This window comes from Oxynema mangrovii CENA135 (genome assembly GCF_016632315.1).
In the GTDB taxonomy this organism is placed as follows: Bacteria; Cyanobacteriota; Cyanobacteriia; order Cyanobacteriales; family Laspinemataceae; genus Oxynema; species Oxynema aestuarii.
The window spans coordinates 70378-91114 of record NZ_JAEOXH010000001.1 but is presented as its reverse complement, the minus strand read 5'-3'; the positions used below and the strand labels follow the sequence as shown (position 1 = coordinate 91114).

Genomic DNA, 20737 nt, shown 5'->3' with positions numbered 1-20737 from the left:
GTTGTTAAAGTATGTTATCCCATTTGGGAGAACGGCTCCGATCGAGACCCTTCGGGCCTGTCCCAATCGGTGCGATCGCGGTCGTCGAGGCCAAAAATCTTAGCCGACCGGGCAATTGCAAGGACTCCACGGATAAGGTGGGCACGGTCGCCCACCTCAGCGCTTAGAAGTTAGTGCGATCGGCGATCGCCCCTTCTACTTTCTCGATGACATCCCTCGCACTCATCGAGCCGAGTTCTCCCGAAGCCCGAGTCCGAATACTCAAACTTTCAGATTCGACCTCTTTCGCGCCGACGATCGCCATCACGGGAACCTTTTGTTTCTCCGCATTGCGGATCGATTTGCCCAGTCGTTCGCCACTGGTATCGACTTCGGCGCGAATGCCCCGTTGACGCATCCGAGCGACCACCTGTTGGGCATAGGGTAAAAACTGGTCGCTGACGGGCAACAAGCGCACTTGAACCGGAGCCAGCCACAAGGGGAAATCCCCGGCATACTCCTCGATCAAAATCCCGATCAAGCGTTCTAACGAACCGAACGGCGCGCGGTGAATCATCACCGGACGGCGACGGGTGCCATCTTCGGCGACGTATTCCAACTCGAAGCGTTCCGGCAAGTTGTAATCGACTTGCACCGTTCCCAACTGCCACTCCCGTTCGAGGGCGTCGCGGAAAATAAAGTCGAGTTTCGGGCCGTAAAAGGCCGCTTCTCCCGGGGCTTCAAAGTAATCCATCCCCTGGGTTTGGAGGGCGTGACGGATGGCATTTTCGGCTTTTTCCCAGGCTTCGTCATCGCCGATATACTTGTCCGATTCGGGGTCGCGGGTACTCAGTCGCGCTTTAAAGTTTTGCAAGTGCAAGCTGTTAAAGACGGACAGGATTAAATCGACGACGTTGAGGAATTCCGACTCTAACTGTTCCGGGGTGACGAATAGATGGGAGTCGTCTTGGGTAAAGCCGCGCACCCGGGTCAAGCCGCCGAGTTCGCCGGACTGTTCGTAGCGGTAGACGGTGCCGAATTCGGCGAGTCGGATCGGCAAGTCGCGATAGGAGTGCAACTCGCTTTGATAGATTTGGATGTGAAAGGGGCAGTTCATCGGTTTGAGGACGAAGCCTTGCTCGGCGGCGGCGGCTTGCTCGTCCTCGGCCATCATTGGAAACATATCTTCTTGATAGTTTTGCCAGTGGCCCGATCGCTTGAACAGGTCTACCCGGGCGATGTGGGGGGTGACGACCCCTTGATAGCCCCGTTTGACTTGTTCTTCTTTGAGGAAGTTTTCGAGCAGCGATCGCACGATCGTTCCTTTCCCGGTCCACAAGGGCAGTCCCGGGCCGACGGCATCGGAAAAGATGAATAAGCCGAGTTCTTTACCCAAACGACGGTGATCGCGTTTGAGGGCTTCTTGTTTGCGGCGTTTGTATTCTTGCAGTTGCTCGGGGGTTTCCCAGGCGGTACCGTAAATGCGCTGCAGTTGTTGCTTCTTGGCATCGCCGCGCCAGTATGCTCCGGCAACGTTTTCGAGGTCGATCGCCTTGGGGTGGAGTTCGGCGGTATTTTCGACGTGAGGCCCGGCGCACAAGTCCCACCAATCCTCGCCGAGGTGATAGATGGTAATCGGTTCTTGTTTGATGTCGGCGAGAATTTCGAGTTTGTACGGTTCTTGAATGGCTTCGATGCGGCGTCGGGCTTCTTCGCGGCTGACTTCTTCCCGAATCACGGGCAGCTTTTTGTTAATCAGTTTGACCATCTCTTTTTTGATGGCTTTGAGGTCTTGTTCCGTAAACGGTTCGGGATGGTCGAAGTCGTAGTAAAAGCCGTAGTCAATCCACGGGCCGATCGTGACTTGAGCTTTGGGAAAGAGCTTCTGAACGGCCATGGCCATGACGTGGGAGGCGGTATGGCGAATCCGTTTTAAGCGATCGGATTCTTCCGTTTTCGGAAGATCGATTTTGGCGGGGTTTTCCTCGGGAGGCGGAGACGAACTAGGCATCGGCTGCTTAATTTCAATCCCTATGTTTTAGGTCTTACAACTTTTCATTTTAATGGCTGTTGCGTGAGTCCTCGGGTTCCTCGGCGGCGATCGCCCACTCTCGCGATTCGGAGGGGCTGGGATCCTCGGGGATCGGGGCGAATGCCGCTCCCCGGGGGCCGTTGGCTCTTGAAAAACCCGCCTTCAAATGTTACAAATTGTAAAGTAAGTTAAAATTGGCCTAGAATAGTAAGTCATTTTTCATTTATGCTGAATCCCAATCTACCCGAACCGGATTTGCTTAAAAGCGTACTCGAACCGTTGTTAGAAGATTTCCAATATTGGTTTGGGCGATCGCGCAAGCTCTTAGAAACTGAAAAAATCGGCTTTCTCGGCGATCGGGCGCAAGCAGAGTTACTGTCCCGGGTAGAACGCGCCCAGCAAGAAGTCAGCACGGCTCAGATGCTGTTTGACGCCACCGACGGCAAAGCGGGTGTAGAGATGGAAGTGTTAATGCCGTGGCACCGATTGTTGACTGAATGCTGGCAAGTGGCGATGCGGTTTCGTATGGAAAATTCCGCCCGTCGGTCTACTGACGGCTAAAGCTTGTCAGTGGTGCGCTCGATCGCTTGTTAAAGATAAAATTTTTTAGCCAATTGGGATTGGCTTCTCATTTTCACCCTAACGTCTGTTCGCCCCGGAGGAACTCTACTATGTTGCACCTGCTTTATATTCTTGCGTTTACGATTTTGGCTTTTCTGGCGGTGGGAAACTTAATTCGCTCTTTAGTGACCCTCAGTAGCGAATCGAGCCGTACTTATCCTCCCAAACAATGGAACCAGCAAGCGCCGACCTCTCCCGTAGCTCGTTCTCAGGGACGTCCGACGCCCCATCCGGAACTGCTCGATGCGTCGGGTCAGGTGGTCAGCGAACCGTTGATGGTGATGAAATCGATGAGTGTGGACGACGTGCGCGAACGGCTTGACGCCCTTTACGATTCCTCTCCGGGGAAAGCGGGGGAAAGACGGGACGACGTTTGAGGCTGGGGTGCGATCGAATCTTAACCCATTTGAATAAGTTGGAGGGGCAGTTGGCCGTTGGAACGAGCATGGCGATCGCCCCTCGTTGTTTTTATTCCGGTTTTATTACCATAAAAACGATCGCTTGAGATGGCAAAACCATCAAAATATCTTATCCAAAACAAAAGAAAATTAAACTTGCGTTTGTGACGATTGCTCCAACTTTGCCGTCATACTGGTTCTAATCGGCGGCAAGGTGTCGCCCAAGAGGAAAGAATCGAAATATTTGATGCAGGTGGGGGAGCCTTTGACTCCTCCACCTTGGGGGTTCTATTACCAATTTTTGGATCGGCACGGCGGGCGATCGCCTCAATCAGTTGAATACGGAGTTAGAAATTTATGTTTACAAACTGGCTTGACTTTACTTTATTAACCCTTTTCAACGCAACGATCTGCATTCTGCTGCCGAGGTTGCTGACCTTGGATTGGTCGAAGGCGATCGCCGATCTGGTGTCGAAGACGCAGAAAAGTAGAGAGAACGAGAGTTCTCGGGGATCGGTGGCGGTGGCGACCCCGAGCCAATCGGAATCGGTATAGACTCGGGAGTGGCGATCGCGCCGATACTCCAGTTGGCGGCGATCTCCAAACATCGCTCAGTTCGGCGAACCCGCACCCAGCACGTTTCTTTGTCGGCGACCAGTGCATTGGAGATCGCGCGATCGCCTCTAGGGAGAGTGGATAATAGCAGAGGGGGAGCGAGTCGATCCTGACGACCTCTCTTTTACCATCCACGTGAGAACCCATGAAGATCGACGAACTAAAAGCCGAGATAGCGGCGATTGTCACTCAAATTGAATCGTTAAAACGAGAACGCGCCCAATTGCCCGCGATCGAAGTCGATCCGGGCGAAATTTCGCCGGAAGCACTCGCCCAGGCTTATCGGCGTCAGGCGCGCGAAACCTCGGAAATTGCCGCCGAATTGAAGGGGATCGACGACGCGATCGCCGCCTTGAACGTGCAATTAGAGCGCAAACAAGGGGAACTGGCTCGCTACCACCGACGCCACCCGATGCAAGAGCGCGTGGAGCGAGCGCGGGATCGGGCGATCGTCCACGCCGAACGGATTAACGACCTGGCAGTGGAACTGGCCGAAGAAGTCAAAGCGCTCAAGGCGATCGCCGATGAAATTTCCCCGAGTTATTGGCAGGTCTATTACAAGCCCTTTATTACCGGATTTAAAAGCATTTCCGTCCCACACGTCCGATCCGACGGCGAAGTGTGGACGATTGTCAATCGGGTCGTTTGAGGGACTCGCCGGGGGGCGGGCGATCGCCGTTCGACGGTAGCGGGTCTGGGTCAATCGACTTTGGCAATAATCCAGACCGCGTGAACGATCCCGAGGATATAGAACCCAAAAATTGTCAGCAGCAAGTTAATCCAAAAATGTTTCCCCAATCCCACTTGCAAGAAAACGCCCAGGGGCGGTAAAAAAATCGCACATAAGATTCTGACCAAATCCATTGTCAAATCCTCCCTTCGGTTAAAATTCGAGTTGGGTTTTCGCGATCGCCCTAGCCAATTGCAAGGGTTCGCGCTACATCTATATTGATAATAACGATTCGGCTTGCCCCTAGCTATCTGCACCAAGGTAGAAAAAACCAGAAGGCAATCCGGTTCGTCGTTCGGATGGTCGGATCTGTTCGGGTCGATGGTTCCCAATCGGGAAAAGACCTTTGTTAGATTAGACCCATTATCTTGTTACCCGAATTGCCGCGCGATCGCCTCCCCGTACAATTTAAGCCTCGACGGTTGAATATTTCCCCGAGGGGCGCGGTCAACGCCAGCAATGGCGATCGAGGAGATTGAGAGGCATTCAACACCTCAAAATTAATGTTTTTTAGTCAATCGAGGGGAATTTTCATGCGACCGATGCCACCGCGAGACTTACATTACTTGTACGATATGTTAGTGTCGGCCAAAATTGCAGAAAGTTATTTATCGCAACATTCTTGGAGTCACTTTTTAGAAGATATCCAACTGCAAGATGCCGCGATCCGACGCTTGGAAATTATCGGAGAAGCCGAACGCCGACTGTCTGAAGGGACGAGAATTTCCCTATCTAAGATTCCGTTAATTTTAATGAGAAATCAGATTGTCAAAGAATACGACAAGATCGATTTAGAGGTGGTTTGGAATACCGTGCAGAATGACTTACCTAAATTGATTGCAGAAATTGAAAAAGTGATGCCCGAGGAAAAACTGCAAGAAGCGTTCTAAGGCGATCTAAGGCGATCGCGCGCTTGGTAAAACTTAACCTTCAAATCGAAACAGCGATCGTAAAATCGGTGAGGGAACTGCGAGCCGATCGCCATGAAAACGATTCGAGGGGAACGCGAAAGCGTCTCCCCAGGAGAATCGGCCCAGTCCCGTTTGACGTTATCCCAACCGATTGCTAATGGGTCTCAAGATCGTTCAAAACTTTGACGCCAGCTTTACCCTCACCCCGGACGCCCAAGCAACCCTCTTCAGCTTGCTGACAGACGAAACCTTCTTAAGGCAAATGATGGCGCAAACCGAGTGTAAAGCCTTGGAATTTACCGAAAAACTGTTTCAACCCGTTCCTTATAGCGAAAATACGCCGAAAGGAATGCCTAAAGAATTCGAGTCCTATCACGAATCCGACGATTATCTCGTGATTAATGTCCCGCCGCCGTTCATGTTTAAAGCCAAAGTTTTTAAACCGAGTCGCCTCTGTGCCATTTATCGGAAAATTAACTCGGAAAATTAAATAACTTACGGCTTTTTTAGCTGATTGTTGCCATTGACGCTTGTTCGCAGACGGCTATCGATCGCCTTTCCCAGGCGATCGCCCTTTGCTCGAATCCAATCTTTCTCAATTTACCATGACAACCCAAACAAATATTCCTACCCTCGCCAGTCTCGATTATCTTCCCTATTTGAACGAAGGGGGACTGTTCGACGAAAGTTTTGCTAAGAAAGTTGGGGTTTACGCTATCTTTGACGAAGCCAAAAACCTACAGTTTATCGGTTATTCTCGGGATATTTCTCTGAGTTTAAAACAGCATTTCGTCCGCCAGTGCGATCGCTGTTATTGGTTTAAAGTTGAAACGATCGATCGCCCCAGTCGCAGCATTCTCGAACAAATTCGCGATGCGTGGATTGCCGAAAATGGTTCCGTTCCGCCGGGAAATGGCGAAGACGAGGCAAAGTGGACGCAGGCGATCGATGTTAAAACAATGATGACCGAGGAAGAACGAGAAAGTTATGAAAAAGTATCGGGGTACGAACTGTCTCAAATTAAATGTTTGAAAAAAATAGCCCGACGAGTAGAAGCGGAACTTTTAGAGACATTACAAGCAAGAGGATTGAGCGAAAAATTGCGTTTTAATCCGAAGCAAAAAGAAACGGGGTTACTCGATCTCAAATAGGTGTTTGAGGCGATGACAAAATATTTTTTAGGTGGGAAATTGACCCACCTTTTGTTTTGGATAAGGGTAACAGTTAAAGGCTTTTTTTATTAGAAAAATAAGGCTGGCTATAGTTACTCCGGTACAGTTGAAGAGACTGTTGATAAAGAGAATAAAAATAATCTAGGGGTTTGGTTTCTAAACCCTGTGGTTTCCAAACTATAGTTACTCCGGTACAGTTGAAGAGACTGTTGATAAAGAGAATAAAAATAATCTAGTAGGGGTTTGGTTTCCAAACCCTGTGGTTTCCAAACCCTGTGGTTTCCAAACCCTAGACAAGTAGGGCTGTGGTTTCCAAACCCCTGAGTTGGGGTGACTTAACAGCTTGGAGGTTTAAAATAAACGACCGCCGTGAAACCGCCAGTGAGGAAACAGGAGTTTCATTAAAATTTGAGAACTGAGATAGATCGCCAACCACACACAAGTGTAGTGAACGACAAAGATCGGGATAGCTAAGGTTTTGGGAATCAGGGGTAAACCGATCGATTTGATGAGCGTGATGAGAAACAAAGCTTCCCAAATTCCGGCGAAGAGTTGAAAAATCCCCGGCCAATCTCGATCCCATTTAAACTGTTGTAAAAAGTTGTACAATCCATCCCAAATGAGTCCCAATAGGGTGAGATAAAATAGAATTAGCAAAAAAGTTAATGAGGAATAAGAGGCGATCGCTGCGAACGGAACCGTCACGAGTACGCCAACTGTTGAAATCAGGAATATCCGGGTTTGCCAGCGTCCGAATAGGGTAAAAGTCATGGGGAATTTAGAGTTTAGAGTTTAGAGTTTAGATTTTAGATTTATTATTATTTGATTTAGGTCGGCGAGAAAGAGAACCGTATTAACCGGGAGATCGCCCCACGGCCCATTTCAACCATTGACTGAGAGACCGCCAGCCGCTTAAAGCCTTGATTTGCGGGGCTTCGCACGATCGCAGGCTGTGGATGGTCCGCAGGGCAGCATATTGTAAACCGAGGAAACTATCGACCGCCGCATAGGGTCCGCCGAGGGTAATGGCGCCTGCGGCATACATCCGACCGGGATTGTTATACATCGAACTGATTTCAAAGTCGTTCGACACGGCGAGTCTGCCATTATCGAGGCGGGGGAGTTGGTAGTGGGTGACTAAATCGTTGAGGAGGGGACTGCTGCTGAGGTCGGCTTCGAGTCCGGTGGCGTCGATGATGAAGTTTGCGTCAAGTTCGCGATCGCCCTGGGCGGCTTGCAGGGTAACGTGGAGACGACGATCGGGTTTTTGTCGGACTTCGCTGACGGTGGCGAAGGTCATTTCATACCAGCCCTGGCGCAATCCAGTTTCGATAATCTGCTGCCAATCTTGGCGGTCGGCGGTGGTGGTTCCGCCCCAAGTTTGTAGCAAGGCGAGGCGTTCTTTGGGGTTGGCTTTTTCTAACATTTCGCGCAAGTCGCCGCCCCAGCAGGCTTTGGGCCAGTTGAAGGGTTGCAGTTCGCAATGATGTTTCACCGGACGGCGGGCCCAACCGAATTGATGACCGTCGGCGACGGGAGATCGCATTAAATGCACGATCTGCAAATTCGATCCGGAGGTTTGGCGGACTTCCCAGAGACGCTGAATGATGCGCGAGGCGACGATTCCGCGTCCTTCGACGATCGCCGTCCCGCCATTTTGTGCAAGTTTTTCGTAAATTGTTTCGTGGTCTTCGTAGGCGTTGACGACGGCGGTGAGATCTCCAGTCCGATCGCGGTAGGCTTGCAGGTGTTCGAGAAAGCGGATGGCGGGATAACCCGTGGCGATCTGGACGTTTTGGGCGACGAGATAGCCGTAGTGACCGCCGCCGAGGGAGTAGGCGATCGCATAACGTCCGTCGGTGGTTTTGCGAATGGCGCGCACGCTTCCATAACGATAAATCTCGTCCCAGCCGATCCGCTTGGCTTCGCGATCGATGGAACGAAACAGGTCAACGGCGCGCGGGGTATAGGTTTCGGCGAAATTGGGTTCGGCGAAGACCTGCCACAAATAGCGGACGGCGCGATCGCCTTTTCCTTGGCGAAGGTCGCGCCATGCTTCCCGTAAGGCGTAACCGGGCCATCCCCAAAGGTTATCGGGACAAGAATCGGAATTCGATTGCAAGCGTTCGTGTAAGGGAATTTGAGAATTGAGACAGAGTTGTTGATATTTTCCGTAAGGTTTGGGCTGGTTCCCGATGGCGACAATATGGCGACTTCTGACGCCACAAATTCTTAGATAATCGACGAAGATATAACTACCGATTCCGGCGCCGACGGCTGCATACAGAAATTCATCGGTTTCTGGATTGAAATTGCCCGTTTTTTGGAGGAATTTTAAGGAAATAAATTCGGCTTTGCTAAATTCGGCGGGGGGAAAGTTAGAGGAGGTTTGAGTTGGAGAAGGGGCGGGATCGGGTAAGCCTGTTTGGGGATGAAAGGGAACGACGGTCGGGCTATTGTTTTTAAAAGAAACAGTGATTTCAAAAGGGCCAATTTGGAGCCGATCGCCGTGGGAAAGCATGAGGCGATCGCAAGGATTGCCGTTGATAAAAGTGCCGTTGCGACTGAGGCGATCGATGATGACTAAATGGTTATGTTCGACGGCGATTGTCGCGTGGTAACGGGAGACGCGATCGCCGTCGAGAACGATGCGAGAAACGCGCCGACCGTTGATTTCGGCGGGCATTTCGTTAAACACTCGTCCGAGGGCGATCGGTGGGTTTAAATAGGGCGATCGCACCTGTCCGGTTTTCGGATCGGTCCACTGTAATTGGATTTGACCAAATTCGGAATTCATGAATCTTCAATTGAATCAGTTATCCAGTGATTTGTAATAGACCGTCGATCCGCATCTTTTTGCCAAATTAATTTATGTTTTTTGATAAAATAGAATTTATCTAACGATTAGTGACTGAAATTTGTACACACTATAAAACTTATTCGATCGGATCGTTCGTGACGATACTAACGGCATCTACGAGAAAATGACCGCAGGTAGTACAGGCTGAGTTTCGCATGTCTGCAGGCAATATTTTACCACAGTTCGGACATTTTAAATGACTCGATTTTGGCGGAGAGAATAAAACGGGCCGATCGACTTCTTCGGGTTGTCCAGAAGGAGGAGGATCTTGAGACAGTAAGACGGTTTCGGGAGGGCGATCGCCTCGAATTTTAGCAATTTCAACCACTTCTATTTTCTTGTGTCCTAAATAAATAATATTTCCAGTATTTAAGGCGATTTCCCCTTCAATCAAACGACCGCCATCGACGATCGCAGGATTATTGGGTTTGAGATTGCGTAAATAAAAGCGTTGCCAGTCAGATTTAAAAAAAATTTCGATATGGAGGCGCGAAATACTTTGACTGTCTGCTTCTTCAGCAAAGACAAAATCACATTGTTGGGGGTCGCGACCGAGGCGAACCAGTCCGGGAGTTTTAGCCGCTTGGGTTTCGCTAATGGTTTCGGTTCTTTGTTGTCCTAACTCAGTCCAACTTAGGGTTAATTGCCATTGAGTTGATGACGATTGAGGATTCATAAAAGAGGACTCGTGGTGTGAAAAAAGTGTGAAAAAATGCCATAATTTATCCCCTGTTTTGAAAAGGGTAAGGACACGGCAATGCCATGTCCTTACGGGGAGTTCATCTAAAATAGACTGCCGGAAATTAGACCCAAAAGGACGATAAAGCCGATCCAAACATTTTGACCGAAAATGGCGCTATAGGGTCGGGACTCTTCGTGAAAGCGGAGTTGATAGTAATGCCAAGCCCAGAAAAAGATGGCAACGGCGAGGGCAATCCAAAAGGAAAAATACAGATTTAAAATCATGCCCAAACTCGCCAGACAGGCGCTGGTTCCGAGAAAAAAGATACCGACGGCTTCCGGGGCGCGATCGCCGAAAAAGAGAGCGCTAGAATTAATACCAACTTGGCGGTCATCTTCGCGATCGCTCATCGCATAAACCGTATCGAAACCGAGGGTCCACAACACGGTTGCGCCCCATAAAATCCAGGTGGGACGGCTCAAATCGGCGGTAACCGCACTCCAACTAATCAACACTGCAAATCCCCAAGCGAGAGAAAGAACGAGTTGGGGGACGGGAAACACCCGTTTGGCGAGAGGATAGCCAATAATCAAGGGAACGGCGGCGACGCAGAGGACAAAACTGAGGGGATTGAGATAAAACGCCAAAATTGCGGCGCAAATTAAGCCGATAACGGCGACGACGATCCCGGTTTTGACCGATAAAGCGCGCGAGGCGAGGGGACGGGTTCGAGTGCGTTCGACTTGGGGGTCGATGTCGCGGTCCCACAAGTCATTGACGACGCATCCGGTGGCGCTGGTGGCGAGGGTTCCTAAAATAATCACGCCGACAAGGGGAAGTGGTGGAGTTCCTTCGGCGGCTAAAAAGACGGCCCAAAGGGCGGGAACCATTAAAATAAGGCGTCCGGCGGGTTTGTCCCACCGTAAAAGTCGCACGATTTTAGACCAAGTGGGTTCGGTTTCGTGAGGATGTAAACTCAGCATGAGCTTGTTGGATGGCTTGTTGGATGAATGATTACAGCGATGGTAAGGGATTGAGAAGATTGGAGGGTCGGTAGCGGGGGTCTCCCTACCCGTCAGACTATAGAAATTAGAACGAAAAACGTGGCCCTCTCCATCTAAAATTTAAAATCTAAAATTTAAAATCTAAAATTCCCCGCACGGGATACGATATTGTTAGGCTGGAGGTCTGAGTGAGGGTATCCCTCAAAAGAGATCGTTATGATCAAGTCTGTTCCAGTCATGAGAATTCCGGCGCCGTCGGCGGAGAAACAGCGCACGCTAGCGGCGATCGATATGGGGACGAATTCCCTGCATATGGTGGTGGTGCGGATCGATCCGACCCTACCGACGTTTACGATTATCGCGAGAGAAAAGGAAACGGTTCGTTTGGGCGATCGCGAGGTGAAGACCGGGAATCTGAAACCGGAAATCATGAAGGGCGCGATCGCTGCAATGCAACGCTTTTGCGAAATTGCCACGGTGCTCAACGCCGAACAGGTGGTCGCGGTGGCGACGAGTGCGGTTCGCGAAGCGCCTAACGGTAAAGATTTTTTAAAACTGCTCGAAAAAGAGGTGGGGGTACGGGTCAATTTAATCCCCGGTCAGGAAGAAGCACGGCGGATTTATCTCGGGGTGCTTTCGGGGATGGATTTCAACCAGGAACCCCACGTGATTATCGATATCGGCGGCGGTTCGACGGAACTGATTCTCGGGGACGGACAGGAACCACGATCGCTGAGTAGTACCAAGGTCGGCGCGGTGCGACTGACGAGCGAATTTGTCTCGACGGACCCGATTAGCAGTCAAGAGTTTAAATATTTGCAAGCGTACATTCGCGGGATGATGGAACGTCCGGTGGAAGAGTTGCAAGCGCATCTCAAACCCGGGGAACGTCCGCGCTTGGTGGGAACCTCGGGAACGATCGAAACCCTGGCGGAAATTCACGCGCGCGAGACCTTGGGAACGGAACCGTCAGTGTTGACGGGATACGAGATGAGTTTGGACGATCTGCGCGGGATTATCTCTCGGTTGCGCAAGATGTCCGAGGAGGAACGCGCGGACGTTCCGGGGATGTCGGAGCGGCGATCGGAGATCATCGTGGCGGGGGCGCTGATTTTACAAGAAACGATGGCGATGTTGGGGGTCGAGTCGATCGCTATTTGCGAGCGGGCGTTGCGCGAAGGGACGATCGTCGATTGGATGTTGACCCACGGGTTGATCGAAGACCGCTTGCGGTTTCAAAGTTCGATCCGCCAGCGCAGTACGATGAAAATTGCGCGCAAATATCAGGTGGATTTGGACTCTAGCGAGCGAATTGCGGCGTTTGCGCTGAGTTTGTTCGACCAAACCCGCGATCGCCTCCACGAGTGGGGCCTCGAAGAGCGCGAATTGCTGTGGACGGCGGCGATCCTGCACAATTGCGGGGTTCACGTCAATCATTCGTCGCACCACAAACATTCTTATTATTTAATTCGCAATAGCGAACTGCTCGGTTATACGGAAACGGAAATTGAAATTATCGCCAATTTAGCGCGCTACCACCGCAAGAGTGCGCCGAAGAAAAAACACGATAATTATAGCAATTTACCGAGCAAACAAGAACGGAAGTTAGTGTCTCAGTTAAGTGCGCTGTTGCGCTTGGCGGTGGCGCTCGATCGCCGTTCGATCGGGGCGATCGCCCAAGTAAAATGCGAGTACGACAAACAGAAGCAAGAGGTTTGCTTGAAGTTACACCCCACCGATCCCGGCGACGAATGCGCCCTCGAATTGTGGAGTTTGGAACAGAAAAAAGAAGTCTTCGAGCAGGAATATGAGGTGAAGTTAGTTGTCGAGTTAATCAAAACGCCGATGGGCGTGAGATAAACTGGGGTGAAGCTTCAAAATCGTGCGGGTTTGTTGTCGTTCGGGAATTCCCCATGAACGGGTCATTAATGCGACGTTATTTTCAGCTTTTAAATCGCTCGAAATGGATCGCGATCGCCTGTTTTACAATGAGCGTCGGCGGCGCGGGAATTTGGGCCTTTATGGGTCTCGATCCCCTTCCGAAATATGTGGCCCGTGGGGTTTTAGTCGGTGCAAATCCGCCGATTTCTTTTTCCCAAACGGCTACCCAAATTCTCGAACAAGGGAAGCAACTGTCTAAAGAAATTTTGCTGGCAGATAATATTTTAGAAGCGGTGAGTTCGCGGGTGAACGAAACCCCACCGACGTTATTGGAGCGAATTTCACTGCGGGTTGTCAATCGAGACGGGAATTCGGCGCTGGAGGTTTACTATCGCGACGAAACGGCGCAATCGGCGCAAGAAACCGCGCAATTATTGATGCAAGCGATGATCCAACAAAGCCGTTTGCTCAATCAAAATTCTTTGCAAGGGGTGTTACAAAATATCGAGCGGCAATTGCCGGAAATTAGCAAGGAGTTGGAGGCGGCCCGCCAAGCACGGGACAATTATACAGGTGGCGACGCCGAAGAGCGGCAAAAATTGGAGAAACGAGTCGAACTCAAGCAACAGCAGTTAGACCGGGTTCGAGAGGCGGCGGTGGATGCGGAGGCGGCGCAAGAGGAGATCGGCAGCAGTTTGGCGATCGCCCAAATGCCCCAGGTGGGCGCGGTTCCGGACTCGAACCGTCAATTTTTTCTGATCTTGGGCGCCGGGGCGATCGCCGGAGCGATCGTCGGCGGCGGCGCGATCCCTTGGGTCGCGTGGTGGTGGAGCCGACGCGAATCACCCGAGTTTCGCACGAAGTTGCTCGCTGCATATAGCGGTCGCTGCCCTTTGACTGGATGTGAGGTAGAGGCGGCGATCGACGCGGTGCGGCTGGATCGCGATCGCGCGGCGGGGGCAAAAGACTTAGAAAATGGCTTAATTTTGCGCGCCGATTTACATAACTTATTTAACCAGAATTTACTGGCGATCGATCCAAAAACACTGACCGTAGCGATCGCGCCAGAATTAGCGCAAACGAGCTATGGAAAATTAGCGGGGCGACGCTTGGAACTGCCTTCAGATGAGGAAGCGCGCCCGAATTTAGAGTTACTCGAACGGCACTATCGTCGGTGTTCTTGGATCGATTTAGAAGGCGAGCGATCGCCTTAACTGTAGTGCGGATAACCGCAAAGCCTGGGGCCGCTTCGCGCGATCGTTGGGGTCGGGCGATCGCGCGATCTTTTGAGGTCAATCGTTAACCGTCAACCGTCGGGAGCGATCGGGATCAAACGTCGTACATCAGCGCTTCTTGAGCTTCGGGATGTTCCGAACAATAGACTTCAAAGGCGTTTTTGGGCAATTTTTCGCGACGATGAGCCGAAGCTGACAGTAATTCTTCGACAATATCCCACGCAACTGCGCTTTCACGAGATTCTACCCCTTTTTCGTCGGTAATCGCTCGTGCTTCGGCGATCGCGTCGTCAATGCGATCGCCTAAAGTTTTTTCGGTATAAGGGCTGACACCGAGGGGAGTTGCGGAACTAGCGAACGTTGGAGACATGAGGTGTATCCCTCCTGAAATATAAATCTGCGGTTCTTTGACAGAGTGAATCCGTCGAAAACCATCGTTTTTGGACCTCATGTTTTTATTCTAGCCCCGTAAACCCGATCTGGAAGGGGGTAAAACCGTAACACTTCATTACCAAACGCGATCGAGTGTAAACTTACCTGACTTATCTCACAGTGTGACCGGGGATTCCACGTAAATCGTCGGGTCTTGCATCGTAAATTCGACGCCGAACGATCGCAATTTGTGCGAAATCGAATCGTTGGCAATTTCGAGCAATCGCTTTCTCAACTCAATAGAGTTTTCACTCGATCCGAGAATGAAGAAAGTAATGCGAGCTTGGGTAATTTCTTTCTCAAACCCTTCCTCATTGCGCTTGATGAAGCGATCGTTAAACGTAATTTTCGTACTCCCCGGATCGATTCCAAACAGAGAATTCGTGCTTTCCTTCACCGTCTGTTGAACGAGAGCATGTTCCCGTTGGTCTAATACCCGGAAAAACTCAAGATAGAGTAAGACCATCACCTTTTTCGCCCGGGTAATATTTTCAATTTCCATACTAATCAACGTCGAATTCGGAACGATAAATAAGGTACTTTTGGCCGAAGTCCTGATTTTAGTAGAACGCAACCCAATCGATTCGACCCGTCCTAACTGACCGTTTTGCAAGCGAATGTAATCCCCGGGAATAAAAGGACGATCTAAATACAACACGATCGTACTGAGTAACTGTTCTAAAATCTTTTGGGCGGCGAAAGCCACCGCCAAACCCCCAATCCCCAAACTGGCCATTAAACCAATTAAATTGATGCGCAAACTATTGGCATAAACCAAGGCGGCAAAAAAACCAATCACGATATTAGCTAATGTCTCGAAAACGAGCAAAAATTCATCGACTTCTCGCCCGAGTTTGCGAATCAAGTCAATTCCGTAAAAGCGGACGAACTGACGGAACAACCGCGAGAGCAACCAAGCCACACTACTGACAACTCCGAGATTAATAAATGGAGTTAGAAAGTTGTTAATCGCTTGATAATCTTGCTCCAACCAGATAAAGGTTAGAGAAATCAAAATAAACTTCCCGGCGGTTTTGAAGGCTCCTTTAATTGGGTCGATCAAGTTATCGTAAATAATCGTAACTTGCTGGGGAGAAAAGCGGTGAATAATGATTCTAACGATGCTCGGGGTATATTCGCCGACCAGCAAAGACAAGCAGAAAAATATGAAAAATCCGATTAATCGCCGGATTTCTGGCTTGACAAAGAAACTCAATACATCGGAAAAATCCATGTTAGATAGTAATTGGGGAATCAACATAAATGGTAGACTCTTCAATATCAAATTCAATGCCGTAACCTCTCAACTGTTGAGTAATACTTTGAGTGGCTAAATCGAGCAGTTGACGCCGTAAATCCATCGATACATCGCCCGAACCTAAGATGAAAAAGGTAATTTGAACTTGGGTGATATTGTCACCGCCATTTTTGCGATCGCGGAACGCTACATCGGTATTGCGCGAGTCGATCCCAAAAATATCGTCGGTACTATTGACAATGGTTTGACGGATTAAGGCGCGTTCTTCACTGGGGATAACTTGATGCAAATTGAGATATAAAATAGCCATCACTTTTTTCGCCCCAGTGAAGTTTTCAATAGTAACTTGAGTCAGGGAACTATTGGGGACGATGATTAAGGTTCCTTTCCCGGAAGAGCGGATTTTTGTCGATCGCAATCCGATCGATTCGATCCGTCCAAAAGTGCCGTCGGGTAAGCCGATATAGTCATCGACCGAGAAAGGGCGATCGACATAAAGCACGATTCCACCGAGGAGTTGTTCTAAGGTTTTTTGCGCCGCAAAAGCTACCGCTAAACCGCCAATTCCCAAGCTTGCCAAAATCCCTAAAATATTGATTTGATGAGCTTGAGCGAAAATAACAATTGCGACAAAAATAAAGGCAGCATTAGCGATATATTTGCCGAGGATTAGCAATTCGCTATTCGTTTTTCTCCCCTTTCTCAACGCCGCATCGAGTAAGTAGACATCGAAGAAATTTGAAAATAACCGAGAGGCTAACCAAGTTGCGGCGATCGCCAATGTTAAACTCAGAGGAATTTCAACAATCTCAAACCATAGATCGTTGGGAGAAGGAATAATCAACCAAGAAATATCGGTAATTCCTAAAGCAATGACAATCCCAATTAAACTCCGATAAGGATCGACAATTTTAGAATAAGTATCTCCGGCTTTTTCGGAAACGGCGATCGCGATCGCGGGTTGAATCATTTTCGGAATGAAATATCCTGCTAGAAAGGCGATCGCGCCGGAAATTCCTAATAAAAAAAACTGGAATCCCGGATCGACGATGACTCCTTCAGGAAAAGCATCTAACATAGCAAAACTCCACTAGCTTACCGATGACATCAAAAAAGATTACTCGACAATTAGGGGGGAATAAATTTTATCAAAAAGCCAAAATACGGTATAAAATCGGAGATCTATAGAGAAGTTTTTGGCTTCTATTACCGTCCGTCAACGGAGATAACGATCTAAAACAGGGCAATGCTAAAAAGTAAGCAAAAATCCCCAAACAAATCGGCACCAGTACAGAGACAGGTTGCCACAATCCTTAGAGGTACGCCATTGCCAACAACGACAGCTTATCGAGTAATCTGCCTATATTATATAACGGCGATCGCGATCGTTGGAAAATCGGGATTGCCGTTCGCGAGTCAGCATAAACAATTGACGACGGGAGAATTGGCCTTTCAATCTAATTTTTAGTGCGGTAATTTTTGAATTTAAAGGATTCAAGAAACTGCTATATAGCCGTCCTAAATCAGTTAAGTCAAGGTGACCCCCCGAACCCCCTGGAAGTGGGAGCATACTGCTCCCTAGTTGGGTTACAAATTATTTAAAATTACTATATAACTCTTTCCCAATCATGTCTGTTGGCTAAACTTATATCGATCGTCCCCAAATTGACCTAAAATAAACTGTATCCCGTGTAAAAACGGATTCCCTCACCAACGCCGAGGAAGACGAAAAGCAAGATCTAAAATCTCAGATCTAAAATCTAAAATTCCCAACCGTGCGATCGATCGCACTTCCTGGCAAAATCAAAACAGACCACTGGCAAAATCGGACTGATGACTCTAGAGGAAACCCCCAACCCCGCGACCGACAATCCCCTGCTCGATCTCGCTTACGAACCCTTCCTAGAAAACCTAGGGGACGACTATTACGATATCGTAACTGCCGCCGATTTTCCCCTGCATCGGTTGCGTTTTCGCAATGATGACTTGCTGGCTAAAATTGGCCTCAATCCGGCGACCGTCCGCGATGACGACTTGATCGAAGCCTTCGGACAGTTTCGGGGAGTGCGTCCGTTTCTCGCTTTGCGCTATCACGGCTATCAATTTGGCGAGTATAACCCCCAACTCGGCGACGGTCGCGGCTTTATTTACGGCCAGCTCAGAGGTACGGATGGTAAATTATACGACCTCGGCACTAAAGGAAGCGGCAGGACGCCTTATTCTCGTACCGCAGACGGTCGCCTGACCCTCAAAGGTGGCGTTCGGGAAGTTTTGGCCGGGGAGATGCTGCATCGCATGGGGGTTAGGACATCGCGCTGTTTGACGGTCATTGAAACGGGGGAACAATTGTGGCGCGGGGACGAACCCTCGCCGACGAGATCGTGCGTGATGGTGCGCCTGAGTGAGTCTCACATTCGTTTCGGAACCTTCGAGCGCTTACACTATCTGGGTCGTAAAGATTTAATCGCCAAATTGCTCGATCGCGCGATCGCGCAATACTATCCCGAGGTCGATCGCGCCAACGCCGATCCGGTCGTTCCTTATGCACCCGGCGATCGCCCGAGTTCGACCGAAAAATATATATTGTTTTATGCCGAGTTAGTCAAACGGGTGGCCAAATTGGCGGCGCAGTGGATGGCGGCAGGCTTTTGTCATGCCGTTCTCAACACCGATAATATGGCCATTACTGGGGAAAGTTTCGATTACGGCCCTTATGCATTTATTCCCCGTTACGATCCCCAATTTACTGCCGCTTATTTCGACTATTTCGGACGTTACAGTTACGGTAACCAAGCGCCGATTTGTCGCTGGAATTTACAAATGTTACAAGTGCCTTTGCGAGCGATCGCCGACTCCCAAGAAATGGACGCTGCTTTAGAGCCATTTTACGATGATTACAATCGAGAATATCGCCGTTTGATGCTGGCAAAGTTGGGATTTGCCGAAGGCTTCCCAGAAGAAGCCGGGACGGAGTTAGTGAAAACAACGATTGCCTTGTTGCAGCAAACAGACGTCGGTTATCACGAGTTTTTCTGGCAAATTCGCAAACAATTCGATCGCAACTGGTGGGAGGATATCACCCAAGTTTTACCGAACTTCTCCGATGAAGAAATTGTCACTCATTGGCGGCATTGTTACTATCATTTACTGCAATTTATTTCTGTAGACGAACGAGAGACGATGACCGAACGCTTAACCCGTTACAACCCAGAAACGGTTATTGTCCGTCCGGAAATTGAGGCCATTTGGGAACCGATCGCCTTACACGACAATTGGGATCCCTTTTACCATTTGCTCAAACGGATCCAACGATAGATAATCGATTGGTATCGATCGGCGATCGAGTCGGTAGGGAATAGATTCCTGTAGGAAATTCTCGATAAATCTTATTCCGTTGCTTCCGGTTCGAGAAAATCGTAAAGAATTTCGTCGGGTTCGTCGTAAATGACTTCATCCATCGGCGAGAAATTGGGAGGAGGTGAAACAGTGGGAGTTTTTGGAGAGGGGGGTAATGGCCGATCGCGATCGCCGGATAAGTTTTGCAGTTGTAATTGAGATAAAATTGTATGGAGGCGATCGAGATTTTGGCTTAATTGAGAAACACGATTTTCTAGCGCTTCCAGACGGCGATCGGGCGGTGGGGTGTCTTCACCGAGATATTGCGCGATCGCCTCTGCTACAATGGAATCGCTCGATGTCTGTCTCAGTCGAGCAATTTCTTCAAGTTTGCTGTGCCAAGCGGAGGGAATTTCACGATTTAGATTGAAATTTTCAGTCACGGTTTGGGGTTAATGGGTGTCGATGGGTCGATCGCCGATTATAGCGAACTCGTGGAAGTCGAGTCATCACCTGTTATTAATCGGTTTATAAATAATTATAATTGAAATCCCTCAAATAATCCCTAATTTAATTTTAAAATTCTTGTCAACTCAGGAAGTCAAAGATCGATTAACGATGACCGCAGATTTTTTAAAAAAACGGGTAGCGGCGATCGCGACTATGCACGGTAAAGAACGGGCGATCGCGCCAATTTTGGCGGAAAAATTGGCAATTCGCAGCATTGTCCCGCCAAACTTTAACACCGATCGCTTTGGGACGTTTACCCGCGAAATTAAGCGGAAGGGAACCCAAATCGAAACCGCACGCTTGAAGGCGATCGCGGCGATCGAACTGACGGGAGAAACGTTGGCGATCGCCAGTGAAGGCAGTTTTGGCCCCCATCCTGCCATCCCGTTTTTACCCTCCAATCGGGAAGTGGTTTTACTGTACGATCGCACGACAGATTTAGAAGTGATTGGCGAAGCCATTTCTACAAAAACAAACTACAGTCATCGGCGGGTTTCTTCCGTTGAGGAAGCCTTAGAATTTGCCGAAAAGATTCGATTTCCCGAACATGGATTAGTGGCGATTGTCGGCGATCGCGAGAAAGAGGAGATTTTTAAAGGAATTAACGATTCAGAACAGTTAGCAGAGATTATCGAAACTGGACTCGCGCGATCGGCAGATAAAAAAGTTCATTTAGAAACCGATATGCGCGCTCATTTCAATCCTTTACGTCTCCAAGCGATCGAACAAGCAACCTTAGATTTAATCCGAAAATTAGGGTGCAGTTGTCCCGAATGCAATTGGCCCGGATTTGATGTTGTCGAACGCAAAGCGGGATTACCTTGCGAGTGGTGTAATTTACCCACCGCATTGATGTTAGCTGAAATTCATGGCTGTAAAAAATGTGGATTCAAACAGGAAGTTTTGTTTCCTGAAGGACGAAAGACCGCCAATCCTGGGGAATGTCATTATTGCAATCCCTAAACTAACTGTGGCTTTTATAGATTCCTCATTGGGTTCACTCCAAAATCGAGATATAGCATTGTCCTCTGTTATGCAAGACATTTAGATCCCCCTAAATCCCCCTCGCCAGGTAGGGGTT

At 49.3% G+C, this 20737-nt stretch carries 21 protein-coding genes; 11 read left to right on the top strand and 10 right to left on the bottom strand.

From position 1 onward, the window contains the following. Positions 1-163: 163 nt before the first annotated feature. Positions 164-1990 (bottom strand): threonine--tRNA ligase, encoded by a 1827-nt coding sequence (gene thrS, locus JJD41_RS00340; protein WP_200664219.1) that lies wholly within the window; start codon positions 1988-1990, stop codon positions 164-166. 246 nt (positions 1991-2236) lie between these two features. Here thrS and JJD41_RS00335 point away from each other — a divergent pair, with 246 nt between their 5' ends. The 4 genes from JJD41_RS00335 to JJD41_RS00320 all read left to right on the top strand — a co-directional run bounded on the left by JJD41_RS00335 (position 2237) and on the right by JJD41_RS00320 (position 4294). Beyond that, positions 2237-2572: a DUF2605 domain-containing protein gene (locus tag JJD41_RS00335; RefSeq protein WP_200664218.1), complete on the top strand. Its 336-nt coding sequence runs from the start codon at positions 2237-2239 to the stop codon at positions 2570-2572. Between the two features lie 110 nt (positions 2573-2682). After that, entirely contained in the window at positions 2683-3009 is a 327-nt protein-coding gene (locus tag JJD41_RS00330) for a DUF2973 domain-containing protein (RefSeq protein ID WP_168570016.1), read from the top strand. A gap of 378 nt (positions 3010-3387) precedes the next feature. Further along, positions 3388-3585, top strand: a complete 198-nt coding sequence (locus JJD41_RS00325) for a hypothetical protein (protein ID WP_200664217.1) — start codon at positions 3388-3390, stop codon at positions 3583-3585. Between the two features lie 205 nt (positions 3586-3790). Further along, complete coding sequence (locus JJD41_RS00320) at positions 3791-4294, top strand: hypothetical protein (RefSeq protein ID WP_234488443.1); 504 nt, start codon at positions 3791-3793, stop codon at positions 4292-4294. 50 nt (positions 4295-4344) lie between these two features. Here the strand turns inward: JJD41_RS00320 and JJD41_RS00315 are convergent, their stop codons facing one another. Next, positions 4345-4509 (bottom strand): YqaE/Pmp3 family membrane protein, encoded by a 165-nt coding sequence (locus JJD41_RS00315; protein ID WP_168570015.1) that lies wholly within the window; start codon positions 4507-4509, stop codon positions 4345-4347. Positions 4510-4908: 399 nt separating this feature from the next. On the opposite strand from JJD41_RS00315, the gene JJD41_RS00310 reads away from it, so the two are divergent. The 3 genes from JJD41_RS00310 (at position 4909) to JJD41_RS00300 (ending at position 6437) form a co-directional block, all read left to right on the top strand. Then, positions 4909-5265 carry a HepT-like ribonuclease domain-containing protein gene (locus JJD41_RS00310; protein ID WP_234488442.1) on the top strand — a complete coding sequence of 119 codons (357 nt, stop codon included), beginning with the start codon at positions 4909-4911 and terminating at the stop codon, positions 5263-5265. A 178-nt stretch (positions 5266-5443) separates the two neighbouring features. Then, positions 5444-5776, top strand: a complete 333-nt coding sequence (locus tag JJD41_RS00305; RefSeq protein ID WP_200664216.1) for a hypothetical protein — start codon at positions 5444-5446, stop codon at positions 5774-5776. Positions 5777-5891: 115 nt separating this feature from the next. After that, complete coding sequence (locus JJD41_RS00300) at positions 5892-6437, top strand: GIY-YIG nuclease family protein (RefSeq protein WP_200664215.1); 546 nt, start codon at positions 5892-5894, stop codon at positions 6435-6437. 372 nt (positions 6438-6809) lie between these two features. Here JJD41_RS00300 and JJD41_RS00295 read toward each other — a convergent pair whose 3' ends face one another. From JJD41_RS00295 to JJD41_RS00280, 4 genes are all read right to left on the bottom strand, one after another. Beyond that, the gene (locus JJD41_RS00295; RefSeq protein ID WP_200664214.1) at positions 6810-7229 is read right to left on the bottom strand and encodes a hypothetical protein; all 420 of its coding nucleotides are present in this window, start codon (positions 7227-7229) and stop codon (positions 6810-6812) included. Positions 7230-7311: 82 nt separating this feature from the next. Next, entirely contained in the window at positions 7312-9255 is a 1944-nt protein-coding gene (locus JJD41_RS00290; RefSeq protein ID WP_200664213.1) for an FHA domain-containing protein, read from the bottom strand. Between the two features lie 139 nt (positions 9256-9394). Then, positions 9395-9994, bottom strand: a complete 600-nt coding sequence (locus JJD41_RS00285) for an FHA domain-containing protein (protein WP_200664212.1) — start codon at positions 9992-9994, stop codon at positions 9395-9397. 107 nt (positions 9995-10101) lie between these two features. Further along, positions 10102-10983, bottom strand: coding sequence for a 4-hydroxybenzoate solanesyltransferase (locus tag JJD41_RS00280; RefSeq protein ID WP_200664211.1), 882 nt, complete (start codon positions 10981-10983; stop codon positions 10102-10104). A gap of 237 nt (positions 10984-11220) precedes the next feature. On the opposite strand from JJD41_RS00280, the gene JJD41_RS00275 reads away from it, so the two are divergent. Both JJD41_RS00275 and JJD41_RS00270 read left to right on the top strand, forming a co-directional pair. Continuing rightward, on the top strand, positions 11221-12864 hold the full coding sequence (locus tag JJD41_RS00275) for a Ppx/GppA phosphatase family protein (protein WP_200664210.1): 1644 nt from the start codon (positions 11221-11223) through the stop codon (positions 12862-12864). Between the two features lie 53 nt (positions 12865-12917). Continuing rightward, complete coding sequence (locus JJD41_RS00270; RefSeq protein ID WP_200664209.1) at positions 12918-14099, top strand: HNH endonuclease; 1182 nt, start codon at positions 12918-12920, stop codon at positions 14097-14099. Between the two features lie 115 nt (positions 14100-14214). On the opposite strand, the gene JJD41_RS00265 is transcribed toward JJD41_RS00270, so the two are convergent. The 3 genes from JJD41_RS00265 to JJD41_RS00255 all read right to left on the bottom strand — a co-directional run bounded on the left by JJD41_RS00265 (position 14215) and on the right by JJD41_RS00255 (position 16888). Then, entirely contained in the window at positions 14215-14490 is a 276-nt protein-coding gene (locus tag JJD41_RS00265; protein ID WP_234488441.1) for a Calvin cycle protein CP12, read from the bottom strand. A 177-nt stretch (positions 14491-14667) separates the two neighbouring features. Next, complete coding sequence (locus JJD41_RS00260) at positions 14668-15813, bottom strand: mechanosensitive ion channel family protein (RefSeq protein WP_234488440.1); 1146 nt, start codon at positions 15811-15813, stop codon at positions 14668-14670. After that, positions 15788-16888 (bottom strand): mechanosensitive ion channel family protein, encoded by a 1101-nt coding sequence (locus JJD41_RS00255; RefSeq protein ID WP_200664207.1) that lies wholly within the window; start codon positions 16886-16888, stop codon positions 15788-15790. Before JJD41_RS00255 ends, JJD41_RS00260 begins: the two co-directional genes overlap by 26 nt. A 755-nt stretch (positions 16889-17643) precedes the next feature. Here JJD41_RS00255 and JJD41_RS00250 point away from each other — a divergent pair. After that, positions 17644-19125 (top strand): protein adenylyltransferase SelO, encoded by a 1482-nt coding sequence (locus JJD41_RS00250; RefSeq protein ID WP_200664206.1) that lies wholly within the window; start codon positions 17644-17646, stop codon positions 19123-19125. Between the two features lie 71 nt (positions 19126-19196). Here JJD41_RS00250 and JJD41_RS00245 read toward each other — a convergent pair whose 3' ends face one another. Then, a complete protein-coding gene (locus JJD41_RS00245; RefSeq protein WP_200664205.1) occupies positions 19197-19589 on the bottom strand; it encodes a hypothetical protein in 393 nt (130 codons plus the stop codon). A gap of 175 nt (positions 19590-19764) precedes the next feature. Between JJD41_RS00245 and JJD41_RS00240 the strand changes: the two genes are divergently transcribed. Beyond that, positions 19765-20619, top strand: a complete 855-nt coding sequence (locus JJD41_RS00240; RefSeq protein ID WP_200664204.1) for a DUF6671 family protein — start codon at positions 19765-19767, stop codon at positions 20617-20619. Positions 20620-20737: the final 118 nt, after the last annotated feature.